General features: G+C 54.9%; 10 protein-coding genes. 8 read left to right on the forward strand and 2 right to left on the reverse strand.

Annotation, left to right across the window (positions count from 1 at the left end; translation table 11 throughout):
* Positions 1 to 147 precede the first annotated feature (147 nt).
* The 5 genes from HMPREF0574_RS00290 to HMPREF0574_RS00310 all read left to right on the forward strand — a co-directional run bounded on the left by HMPREF0574_RS00290 (position 148) and on the right by HMPREF0574_RS00310 (position 4,645).
* Positions 148 to 1,782 carry a methyl-accepting chemotaxis protein gene (locus tag HMPREF0574_RS00290; protein ID WP_036324797.1) on the forward strand — a complete coding sequence of 545 codons (1,635 nt, stop codon included), beginning with the start codon at positions 148 to 150 and terminating at the stop codon, positions 1,780 to 1,782.
* Positions 1,783 to 2,088: 306 nt separating this feature from the next.
* Positions 2,089 to 3,192 carry a translation initiation factor IF-3 gene (gene infC / locus HMPREF0574_RS00295; RefSeq protein WP_004006655.1) on the forward strand — a complete coding sequence of 368 codons (1,104 nt, stop codon included), beginning with the start codon at positions 2,089 to 2,091 and terminating at the stop codon, positions 3,190 to 3,192.
* A gap of 1 nt (position 3,193) precedes the next feature.
* Positions 3,194 to 3,388, forward strand: a complete 195-nt coding sequence (gene rpmI / locus HMPREF0574_RS00300) for a 50S ribosomal protein L35 (protein WP_004006656.1) — start codon at positions 3,194 to 3,196, stop codon at positions 3,386 to 3,388.
* A 19-nt stretch (positions 3,389 to 3,407) separates the two neighbouring features.
* Positions 3,408 to 3,791, forward strand: a complete 384-nt coding sequence (gene rplT, locus HMPREF0574_RS00305) for a 50S ribosomal protein L20 (RefSeq protein ID WP_004006657.1) — start codon at positions 3,408 to 3,410, stop codon at positions 3,789 to 3,791.
* A gap of 26 nt (positions 3,792 to 3,817) precedes the next feature.
* On the forward strand, positions 3,818 to 4,645 hold the full coding sequence (locus tag HMPREF0574_RS00310; protein ID WP_004006658.1) for a TrmH family RNA methyltransferase: 828 nt from the start codon (positions 3,818 to 3,820) through the stop codon (positions 4,643 to 4,645).
* A gap of 48 nt (positions 4,646 to 4,693) precedes the next feature.
* Here the strand turns inward: HMPREF0574_RS00310 and tpx are convergent, their stop codons facing one another.
* Both tpx and rpmB read right to left on the reverse strand, forming a co-directional pair.
* The gene (tpx, locus tag HMPREF0574_RS00315) at positions 4,694 to 5,191 is read right to left on the reverse strand and encodes a thiol peroxidase (protein WP_004006659.1); all 498 of its coding nucleotides are present in this window, start codon (positions 5,189 to 5,191) and stop codon (positions 4,694 to 4,696) included.
* A 181-nt stretch (positions 5,192 to 5,372) separates the two neighbouring features.
* Positions 5,373 to 5,570 carry a 50S ribosomal protein L28 gene (rpmB, locus tag HMPREF0574_RS00320; RefSeq protein ID WP_036324183.1) on the reverse strand — a complete coding sequence of 66 codons (198 nt, stop codon included), beginning with the start codon at positions 5,568 to 5,570 and terminating at the stop codon, positions 5,373 to 5,375.
* Between the two features lie 267 nt (positions 5,571 to 5,837).
* Here rpmB and aspA point away from each other — a divergent pair, with 267 nt between their 5' ends.
* From aspA to HMPREF0574_RS00335, 3 genes are all read left to right on the forward strand, one after another.
* Complete coding sequence (gene aspA / locus HMPREF0574_RS00325) at positions 5,838 to 7,283, forward strand: aspartate ammonia-lyase (protein ID WP_004006661.1); 1,446 nt, start codon at positions 5,838 to 5,840, stop codon at positions 7,281 to 7,283.
* 167 nt (positions 7,284 to 7,450) lie between these two features.
* The gene (locus HMPREF0574_RS00330; RefSeq protein WP_004006662.1) at positions 7,451 to 9,070 is read left to right on the forward strand and encodes a DAK2 domain-containing protein; all 1,620 of its coding nucleotides are present in this window, start codon (positions 7,451 to 7,453) and stop codon (positions 9,068 to 9,070) included.
* Between the two features lie 86 nt (positions 9,071 to 9,156).
* Positions 9,157 to 11,607: an ATP-dependent DNA helicase RecG gene (locus HMPREF0574_RS00335; RefSeq protein WP_004006663.1), complete on the forward strand. Its 2,451-nt coding sequence runs from the start codon at positions 9,157 to 9,159 to the stop codon at positions 11,605 to 11,607.
* Positions 11,608 to 11,616: the final 9 nt, after the last annotated feature.

Here is an 11,616-nt window from a genome sequence, read left to right on the forward strand (position 1 = left end):
ATTGTGAGAGTTGAATAAACGAAAAATATGCGTCTGAACTCTAGACCAAACAGACCGTATTGCTGTACACTTTTTGGAAAATATGGCTAAAGAATGTTTAGATTCTCGCCGTATGACGGCAAAAAGTCCATTTATCAAGGAGGAACAATGGCAAAGAGTATCTCTCGTTCGGCGAAACGTTTTACTATCGCCATGAAGCTGGCTTTGATTACCCTGGTAATGGTGCTGGCTATGGCGCTGATTGCCGTGGTTGGGGTGATTGGCTTACGCTCTGTGAATGCTGCCACCGCCGAGACTATGAAAGCCTCGGCGCTAAAGGAACCCATTCAAAAAATTTGGCATGCTGAAGTTTATGTACGCATGATGAGTGACTGGGTAGCACTGGAGCTGAAGCCTAAAGATAAAGATGGCGATAAGGAACGAGTCGATAAACACGATGCCATTATCGAAGAATCCATCCAGGAAATCAGTGAATCCCCGGAATCAAAGTACCTTCCCACCTTCCCGAAATTCGTTGAGACTTACCAGAAGTGGAAGACTCTGCGCGCCAATCAGTTGGTTCCTATGGCATATGCTGTCCAGGACGGTCCGAACTACGCTGCGGATTTTTGGGATTATGGTCTCGAGACTTTTAAAAAAGGACCGCAGGACAACCTCGGACTCATTAACGCTATGGAAGAACAGCTCACCCAGGTTGGCGTAGAAATTGATAAGCGAGTCTCCACGGCAAAAGCGGACGCTGCTCGTGCTCAAACTACTATGTTCATCGAGGTGGGAGGGGTCGCTCTAGTCAGCATAGTCATTGCAATACTGTTGAGTGTAAATATGACTCGACGTATCGTTAATCCCATTCGCCAAGTTAATCAGGGACTGGAGGCTTTAGCTGGCGGTAACCTGACCGTACACATGGACATTAATAGCAACGATGAGGCTGGCGACATGGCTTGTAATATGAACTTGGCCACCGAAAGCTTAAGAGGACTGATTGCCGATACTTACAATGTTTCCGCCAAGGTAAAAGAGTCCTCACAGCACGTTACCAACACTCTGGACGAAGTTGCGAGCAGCGCGTCCCAGGCCAATAGTCTGATTGCAAAAGTCGATAGTAGCTCAGAGCATGTCTTTTCTAATGTGTCCACCATTGCAGCCGGTTCGGAACAGATGGGTGCGTCTATTCGCGAGATTTCTTCTAACGCTACAGAGGCGGCGTCGGTTGCTCGTAATGCCACACAGGTTGCCGAGCGTACGAACAAGGTCGTAGCAAAACTGGGGGAATCTTCACAGGAAATCGGTGAAGTCGTAAAAACCATTACTAAAATTGCGGAGCAGACCAACCTGTTAGCTTTGAATGCCACGATTGAGGCGGCGCGCGCTGGCGATGCTGGGAAAGGCTTCGCAGTTGTGGCCGGTGAAGTCAAGGACCTCGCTGCTGAGACCGGTAGGGCCACGGAGGAAATTTCCACCCGTATTGAGCAAATTCAAAACGATACTACCGGCGCGGTGGAAGCTATCGAAGAAATATCTCAAATTGTCTCTCAAATCTCTGATTTCCAAACTACTATTGCCTCCGCGGTGGAAGAACAAACTGCTACTACGAACGAAATGAGCCGTTCTACAGCAAACGCGGCTTCGATTGCTGACGAAATAAACAGCATGATTACCGCGGTGGCTCAGGGTGGACAAGGCATCTCAGAATCGGTGGAGCACCTTTTAGAGGCGACTTCGGATTTGCGAGCCTTCGCCGATGAACTCGAATGTCACATGAGTGGATTCAAGGTTTAGCACAGGCGTTCGGTCTTTTGCTATACAGGGGGTCGTTGATGCGGCAGCGTCCCCCTGGCTTGAATCTGGTAAAATTCGAATCGGAAGTTCCTTTGCTGTGGATTGAATCTTGTCTAGGTGCGCAAAACCGAAATGTGCGAAAACCTCGTGGATGCGCTAGAATCAACTTTGTTCGGCTGTATGCCGAAGTAAGCGGAAAGTTTTCCCACCTCCACCCGGTGTAGTTTCCTGAGGGACGCACGTCTTGGGTTATGGTCTAAAGCGCTCGGCTGTGCTTTCTATGCCACGGTTGCGGGGTAACTTTGCGTGTGCTTTGGTTCGCGGCGTGGTTACAAGCAAGGAGTCCTCATTACTGACGTAAGGATTAATGACCAAATTCGGGTGCCCGAAGTGCGCCTGGTTGGTGTCAACGGCGAACAAATCGGAGTGGTGGCCACCATGAAGGCCGTCTCTTTAGCTGATGACGCCGGTCTGGACCTGGTGGAAGTCGCTCCCGATGCGCATCCGCCAGTTTGCAAACTGATGGATTACGGCAAATACAAGTACGAAGCCGCGCAAAAGGCTCGTGATCAGCGCCGGAATCAAGCCAGTACCCAACTGAAAGAAATTCGCCTGGGACTTAAGATTGACAGTCACGACTACGAAGTGAAAAAGGGTCACATTCTGCGCTTCCTCAACGGCGGAGACAAAGTCAAAATCATGATTAAGTTCCGGGGACGGGAACAGAGCCGCCCGGAAATGGGAATCAAACTTTTAGAACGCTTGGCTGAGGACATCGCGGATGATGGTGTTGTCGAGTCTGCCCCCCGTCAAGACGGTCGTTCTATGACTATGGTGATTGGTCCGGTTAAGAAAAAGACTGACGCCATGAGCCAGCAGCGCAAGCGCCGTGAGGACGAACGTCAAGCGAAGCGTGACGCTAAGGCGGAACGGGCGTTACGGAATCAGCAGCGGGTGGCACAACAGGCAAACGCCCCGGTTTTGAAGCCGTTGACATTTGACCAACTCGGTTCGAGCAACCTGAGCGCCGCGGCTCCTAAAGCTACAGAGCCTGCTGATGTAAAGCCGGCGAAAGCGCCAGCCCGAAAGAAACCTGCCAGCTCTGCGGACCCAGAAACTTCGGCGGCAGCGGAAAAACCTGCTGCACAGAGTCCAGCGGCTGCCCAAAGCCCGGAGGTTGGCGAAAAACCGGCAACGCGGAAAGCCCCGGCACGGAAGACAGCCGCCAAGACTGCGACAAAGACCGCTGCTAAAACTGCAAAGGCGAGCGATGCCCCTGCTGAGAGCAGTGCCAAGACTCCTGCCCGGAAAACGACTAGTACTACCAAAAAATCTGCCCCCAAGACAACCGCGGGCAAAACCGATAAACCGGCCACCAAGAAGGCCCCGCTTAAGAAAGAGGAGAAATAATATGCCAAAGAATAAAACCCATTCTGGGACTAAAAAGCGGATTCGTGTTACTGGCTCCGGCAAACTGATGCGTGAACAGACTAATAAGCGTCACCTGCTGGAACATAAGTCGTCTCGGCGCACCCGTCGCCTAAGCCAGGATCAGGTCGTGGCTCCGGCTGACGTGAAACGTATGAAGAAGCTGTTGGGTAAGTAAAGGAAAAAGGAGATAAATCATGGCACGTGTCAAGCGCGCAGTAAACGCTCACAAGAAACGCCGCACCACTCTGGAACGGGCCGAGGGCTACCGCGGTCAGCGTTCCCGCCTGTACCGCAAGGCTAAGGAACAGGTCACCCACAGTTTTGTGTATAACTACCGGGACCGCAAGGTCCGCAAAGGCGACTTCCGTCGCTTGTGGATTACCCGCATCAATGCGGCTTGCCGCGCCCAGGGTATGACCTACAACCGCTTCATGCAGGGTCTGCGTCTGGCTGGTATCGAAGTCGATCGTCGGATGCTGGCAGAACTGGCAGTGAGCGACATTGCTGCTTTCAATGAATTGGTTAAGGCAGCTCAAGCTGCCCTGCCCAAAGATGTAAACGCTCCCGCGGCTGCCTAAGCCCAGCGTTTATCGAGCAAAACTCTATGGTAGAACGCCGCGAAATTCTCGACAACCCCGGAAGCGATCGCATCCGGAAGGTGGCGGGGCTTTCGCGGCGTTCCGCGCGCCTTCGTTCGGGACTGACCCGGGTGGAAGGTCCCCAAGCAGTCACTGAGCTGCTGCACTGCGCGCCCCAGGGGGCAGTCACAGATTTATATGTGACTGAGGCGGGTGCTGCGACTCGTCCGGAACTGCTGGAATTCGCGCAGTCCACAGTATCCGCTGGGGGACTGCATATACATACTGTTTCCCCGCAAGTTGAGAAGGCTCTGAGTGACGCTGCACAAGGGTGGATTGCAGTGGCGCGTTTCGAGGCTTTTCCGTCTGTGACAGGCTCTCCCGAGGGAAGTTTGGCTTTGATTTTGCCTGCCACCCAAGACCCCGGTAACGTGGGGACGCTGATTCGGCTGGCTGATGCTTGTGGGGCATCGACAGTGTTTATGGGGCAGGATTGCGCAGACGCGACCAGCCCGAAAGTAATCCGTGCCTCGGTGGGCAGTGTGTTCCATGTTCCCACCCCGCGGTTCCAGGATTTGGCAGCGGTGGTGAAGGCTCTGCGAGCCGAGGGATGGACCATCGTGGGCACGTCCCTATCCGGAGACGTCATGCTGACGCCCGTTACTGCCGGGACTTGGAGCAACAAGAAAGTCGCCTGGGTCATGGGTAACGAGGCACACGGACTGGACGCAACTGAGGAGTCCTGGTGCGACGTGCTGGTGTCCATTCCCATGTTTGGGCGTGCCGAGTCCCTAAACGTGACGTCCGCAGCGACCTTGTGCTTGTGGATGAGTGCGGTTGCGCAACGGATGTAGCCGGTGGTTTTCCCGGTCGCTGCGGATTCGGCACGTAAACGGGGGAGCCTAGTTCAGTGCTTTTAGCGCATCTTCAAAGTTAGGATCCGTGGTGATTTCGTCGACCAGCTGCGTGTATTTCACCACACCGTTCGGATCAACAATCACGATAGACCGTGCGAATAAGCCTGCCATAGGGGAGTCAGCTATCTGCACGCCGTAATCCTCACCAAAACTGGAACGGAAGGCTGAAGTCGTGGTGACGTGATCAATCCCTTCTGCAGCGCAAAACCGACCCAGGGCGAAAGGAAGGTCACGCGAAACACAGACGACTTCCACCCCCTCGAGCTGGGCGGCTTCGGCGTTGAAACGACGAACAGAAGCCGCGCAAACCCCCGTATCGATAGAGGGGAAAATATTGAGAAGCACAGTCTTGCCACGTAAATCAGACAATTTCACTTCGGACAAGTCCTGTTTGACGGTCACGAAATCCGGGGCGGGAGAACCCACCGCGGGCAGTGAACCAACAGTGTTTACGGGATTACCTTGCAAATGAGTTGTAGCCATATCCCCATCCTAACAGTGTCCCATCCCGGTCAGGTCAAACCATAGCGGTGCCGGGGTGAGTCTAAATTAACGCCAAAACCCGAATCACACGTCCGTGGCGGGAAGAGACTGCTGCATTTGCTGAGAACAAATACCGCGCCAAGGGCGGACCCTGACGCGGCATTCAAGAAGTGAATTGGGGTTAGCGACCCGTATTACGCACCACTCGATTGGACTTAATGCACTTGGTGCACACGTTCAAATGACGGGGAGTGCCCTCGACGATGGCGCGAACCCGCTGAATGTTCGGGTTGAAACGACGCTTGTTGCGCCGGTGAGAGTGAGACACGCTCATCCCGAAACCGGGACCTTTTCCACATACATCGCATACCGCAGCCATGTTCTTACCTCTGATTTCCTGTAATTTTTCAAAGCCATTCACGGGGTTGAACCCGCAGCTCTAAACGAGCAACCTCACTATGATAAGGCAAAACCCGCTGATTTTCAAATCGTATCCCACTTTGGAGGCGTGTTGTCGCACGACTCCAAGACTACGGTAGTTCCAAACACGGCGTTGAACTCGCAGACTAGAATGGGACTGTCAGGACAATGCAGTCCTGGTAAATCGCGCGTACAAATCCTTTATCCGAGAAAACAGATAGGAGCGATGATGACTGGGCGTATCGAAGAGGACTTGCTCGGGAAACGAGAAATTCCTGAGGACGCATACTATGGAGTACAAACCTTGCGGGCAATCGAGAATTTCCATATCTCGGGCAAGAAGATTCAAGATGTTCCCGAATTCGTACGCGCCATGGTCCAGGTCAAAAAGGCTGTGGCGTTAGCGAACGAGGAACTGCACGTACTGCCTCATGACATTGCCCGTGCCATTGTGTCTGGCTGCGATGAAGTGCTGGTGAAAGGTCGCGCGATGGATCAGTTCCCGGTGGACGTGTTCCAGGGTGGGGCGGGCACCTCGGTGAACATGAACACGAACGAAGTTGTGGCAAACTTGGCGCTGGAACTGTTGGGCTATGAAAAAGGTCGCTACGACATCATTAATCCCAATGACCATGTGAACAAGAGCCAATCTACCAATGATGCCTATCCCACCGGGTTTCGGGTGGCGGTGTTTACCTTGCTGCGTGGGGTCGAGCGGGCGGTACGGGAACTGTCCGAGGCTTTTGCACGTAAAGGCGAGGAGTTTAAAGACATCCTGAAAATGGGGCGCACCCAGCTCCAGGACGCTGTTCCGATGACGTTGGGGCAAGAATTCAATGGTTTTTCGGTCAACATGACCGAGGAACTGACACGTTTGTCAGTGGCGGGAGATTTACTGCTGGAAATGAACCTGGGCGCGACAGCTATCGGCACCGGCGTGAACACCCCGGAGGGTTATCCACAAGTCGCGTGCCAAAAGCTGGCGGAGGTGACCGGTTACGACATTGTTCCGGCGACGAACCTGTTGGAGGCCACTTCGGATAACGGTGCTTACCTGGCAGTCCATGCGGTGCTGAAGCGGTTGGCATCCAAACTGTCAAAAATTTGTGATGATTTGCGGCTGCTTTCGTCGGGACCGCGCTGTGGTTTGCACGAAATTAATCTTCCCGAGATGCAGCCGGGTTCCTCGATTATGCCTGCCAAAGTCAACCCGGTCATTCCCGAAGTCGTCGATCAAGTCTGCTTTAAAGTCATGGGCAACGATGTTGCCCTCACCCATGCTGCCGCCGCGGGGCAGCTGCAGCTAAACGTGATGGAACCAGCTGCCGCTCAATGTATGTTCGAATCTATTGAGCTGCTGACCAACGCTATTGACACCTTGCGTACCAAGTGCATTGACGGTATCACCGCGAATCCTGAAGTCTGCGAGGCTTACGTGCACAATTCCATCGGTATCGTCACCTACCTCAATGACATTATCGGTCACCACAACGGTGATTTGATTGGTAAGGAAGCTGCCAAGACAGGCAAATCCGTCAAAGAGCTGGTGATTGAGAAAGGTCTGATGAGCGCTACGGAACTTGACGAAGTGCTCAGTGTAGAGTCCCTCATGAGTCCCCACTACACCGGCAAGGTTTGGGGTGACGAGGAAAGGGGTTTGCCTCCGCGTTGAATGCGTGGTGAGGACAGTTCCCGAGTCCGATTGGTCCCATTGTCGTTTCGGGTAGCGGCAGTGGGACCAATGTGTTGGTCACGGCGCGAAGCGGGCAGAAACCGGAATGGGAATCGGAAAAATTGGTCGGTAGCGGGTAACTTGGAAAGAAAGCAGAGGGGAACAGTTTGGATACCGCGCGACAAAAGCTAGAGACTAATGACCTGCGTGAGTGGTGCGTGCGCACGGGAGCGGTCCTGAATCAGGCGCGGGAATTGTTGGATGATCTCAACACTTTTCCGGTGCCAAACTTTAATACCGGGACCAATCTGGCGAACTCTTGGGCGGTGGCGACACGGGCGACTCAAACCTTGCCCCTTTCGCTGCGTCCTGCCGAATTTATGGCTGCGGTGAGTCGAGAAGTGGCGAAATTTACCCACGGTTCGGTCGGAATTTTTCTCGCTTCCGGTTTTGCGGCCTGTGCTGAAGCTTGGGGGGATGCACCGGTGGTGCGTCCTGCTGATTTGCTGATGTCCGTCGACGCTATGGACAGGGCGTTTCGGGAAGTCAGCGGGTCAGATACTTGGGAATTTGGGTTGTCCCGATTGATTACTACCGTTTCAGAACAGCTATCGGAGCTGGAATTATTGACGTTGTCTCAAGTCGTGGACACGGCTTTGGTTTGTGCGCAGGAGGCCACTATTGATTCTGCTGATGCCCACGGTGGGGTGGGGGATGCTGGTCTGGCAGGTGCGTGTTTGATTTTTGCCTCTTTGGCTGACTTGGCGGCAACGGCTGAAGGGGACGTTCCCACCAATGTTTCCACGGTACAAGCCATGCTGAGTGATTGGGCTAATCGATCGCGTAGCGTTGCGGAAAGTCTGCGTCACACGGTGCCGGGCGGCGAATTTGGTGCTACTTTCCATTTTGAAGCCCTGGACATGCCCACCGGAAAACTGCGGGAAAGTCTGCGAGCAGCCAGTTCCGAAGTGCTGATTTGTAAGGTTCTGGATGGAATTGGAGCGGGTCGTTTCGTGGCTCACGTACACACTCCATCACCGCTGGCAGCCCTGCCATATCCGCACGGGGCGGTGTTGATTCACCATCTCGGAAGGAACCCCGAGGCTTTCGAAGGCGATGAAGATCCCCTGACTCGACTCACTGCTGATTTTGACAATGTGGTGGTACTGTCTGACTTTGCCGCCCGTCAGGTTCCGTTGGTGACCCCCGGTCTGCTGGTTCTCAGCGCCGCTCCGGCACTGGTAGAGACCTACGCGAGGGCGGGAGCCACGGTCCTTTTGGGGACGGAAAATTCCGAACAGATTTGCTGGGCGTGGCGTTCTCTCCCGAAAGGTCGCGCTGCTCTCATCATTCCTGCTGACCCCGAAACGCGAAAAATGGCTCTGACGATGCGTGATTCTCTGGATGATGCCGAGTTATCGGATTCTCCCGTGATGGTGGCCGATACCGAAGACGAACTGAGTGCTGCGTGGCTGGTGCAATCTCTGCAGGGGAAGCAATTTCGTGGCAGGAATCTGGAGCAATTGCGCGATCTGGAAACTGCTTGCCGGGATTTGAAAGCCGGCATCCGTGTTGAGCCTTTGTCCCACCATGACCTAGATACCCAAATCCGGGATCTGGTCAATGATCTGGGACCAAACCGGGAACTCCACGCAGTAATCAGTTCTGGAAACGTCAGTACGGACCGGATGAATTTGCAGCTTGCTTTGGCGAACTATGCCGATATCGAACTGGTTGCCTACTACGGAGGACAGCCTGGCTCCACCTACATCGGGGTCAGATTTTGAAGCCTGACCCCGGTCTGACTGTGACGGTCTTCCATTTCTCAAAACTTTCGAATTTTCGGTGCGAGGCTCCCTGATAGGGTGAAATCATGGTTAACTTGCAGACCCCTCTCGAGCGGATAATTAAGGCGAAGTCTGTCGTCTCCAAATTCGCTCACCTAGGAGTGCTAACCTTGGGTGACCTGCTCTGGTATCCGCCACGACGGACTTATAGGTGGGGGGAACTGACAAATTTTGACTCGCTGATTCCCGGAACGGATGTCACCGTTTTTGCGGTGGTCATGGACTCGCACTTGGGCTGGACTCGTCGTCACGACAAAGCCATGCTCACGGTAACCCTGCAGGACCAACTGGAAACCGATGCGCGCAACGAGGGAGGTGCCCGTCCGGACTTGTGGGGTCAGAGAGCTAACCGCCTGACCGTGCGTTTCTTTGCGAAACATCCCAACGCCTTAAATCTGCATGCAAATCGCCTGGAAAAGGGAACGTTAGCGGTTTTTGCCGGGCGGCTTTCGGGGAAACCAGACAGCCTTGCCAGTGAAGCCTTCTTGGCGCATCCGGAATATCGGGTGCTTGCCGATTATGACCCGGAGATCGTGAAAACACTTTCGACCCAACCCCAGCCGCTATATCACGCCACCGCGGGTCTACCCTCGTGGAAGATTGGGAAAATTATCGACGCGCAGCTGCTGATGGTAAACCCTGCGGAGATTCCCGAAGCTATTCCCGACTCGCTGCGCCGGGAGAGGAACCTCCCTGATGCCTACACAGCTTTGCTCGGTCTGCACCACCCGGAGACTGATGCTCAATACCAAGCGGCGCTGGACTATCTGCGTTTCCGCGAGGCTTTCACGCTGGGGGCAGCTCTGGCGAAAGCCCGTAATCAGATTCAATCCCATCCGGCCTGGTCCTTGCCGGTTTCGCAGGATGTTTTCGAGTCGAGTACGGACTCAGACGGGGAACCTGGTGACTTGGTCGCACAAGCCGTGGCGGGGTTGCCTTTCCAGCTCACTGCGGGGCAACGCCAGGTTTGGGAAGAAATCGCCGGGGATATTGCCCGCGAAGTTCCGATGAATCGACTGTTGCAGGGGGAAGTCGGGTCGGGCAAGACCGTAGTGTCGGCTTTGGCATGTCTCGCCGCGGTACAAAACGGTTTTCAGGCGGCTTTCATGGCGCCCACCGAAGTCCTTGCCCACCAGCATTTTCAGACCTTGAATCGGCTGTTAGGGGACCTGGCTGACCCTCTGGGGGGTCTTTCCGGGGAACAGCCCGGCACGGATAATGTCCCACTGCGTTTACTGACCGGGTCAACACCCGCCCCGGAGAAACGAGAAATTGCAGACCGGGGTGCGGCCGGTGAGCCGATGCTGGTGGTGGGAACTCAGGCCCTGCTGACTGAGTCGCTGCAGTTATCCCGACTGGCCTTGGTTGTAGTTGACGAACAGCACCGTTTTGGGGTGGAACAACGTGGCGCCCTGCTGACGAGAGGGGAGAGAGCGCCGCATTTCTTGACGATGACCGCTACCCCGATACCGCGAACCGTCGCCATGACCGTGTTTGGGGACCTGGATGTTTCCGTATTGCGTCAGCTGCCCGCGGGGCGTGCGGAGGTTCAGACGTTCCTGGTCAATGAGGCAAATGTACGGTGGGTCACACGTGCCTGGAGCCGAGCCGCGGAAGAAATCAAACAGGGGGGACGTGTTTATGTGCTCTGCCCCAAGATTGCGCCGGATGCCACGGGACAGAACCCTGTTTCCTCCAGTGATTCTCGGCATCCGCCGCAAGGTGACCGGAAAACTCGGAAACCTGCGGTGCAAACCAGTTGGGGTGATGATTTAGCGGGGTTCGGTGAACTCGAGGCACTGGAGCCCGACCGGATTCTGCACACCGTCACCCAGACCGCGGCGCGACTGGCTGCCCTGCCTATATTCAGGGATGTTCCTATCGGGGTGGCGCATTCCAACCTGGATTCTGCCGCCAAACAACAGGCAGTGTCAGACTTTGCCGCGGGTCGCACCCCACTGTTGGTGTCCACCACGGTTGTGGAAGTCGGCATGGATGTGCCCGAAGCCTCCATGATGATCATCTTGGATGCAGACCGCTACGGGATTTCGCAGCTACATCAGCTACGAGGGCGGATTGGTCGCGGTTCTCGACCTGGCGTTTGCCTCGCTATTGCCCCCCTGGATTTCCCACCCGTTTCGGGCAATCTGCCGGAAATGATGGCACTAGCGGGGGCGGGGACACTGTCTCCGGCTCTGGCACGTTTGTGCGCTTTTGCGGCGAGCCGGGATGGATTTGCGCTGGCTGAAGCCGACTTGACTATCCGGCGAGAGGGTGACGTGCTGGGACAGAACCAGTCGGGTCGCCGCTCCCGACTGAAAGTGCTTTCCTTGGTTAATGATGCGGAAGTTATTACTGCCGCGAAAGTTGCGGCGGCGGCATTGGTCGCGGCAGACCCACAGCTTAGCGCTCATCCAGAGTTGGCTAGGCTGGTATTTGAGCTGGGGGATGGTGCCCAGAATCTCACCAAGTCATAGGGGAGTACG

This window comes from Mobiluncus curtisii subsp. curtisii ATCC 35241 (assembly GCF_000146285.1).
GTDB lineage: Bacteria > Actinomycetota > Actinomycetes > Actinomycetales > Actinomycetaceae > Mobiluncus > Mobiluncus curtisii.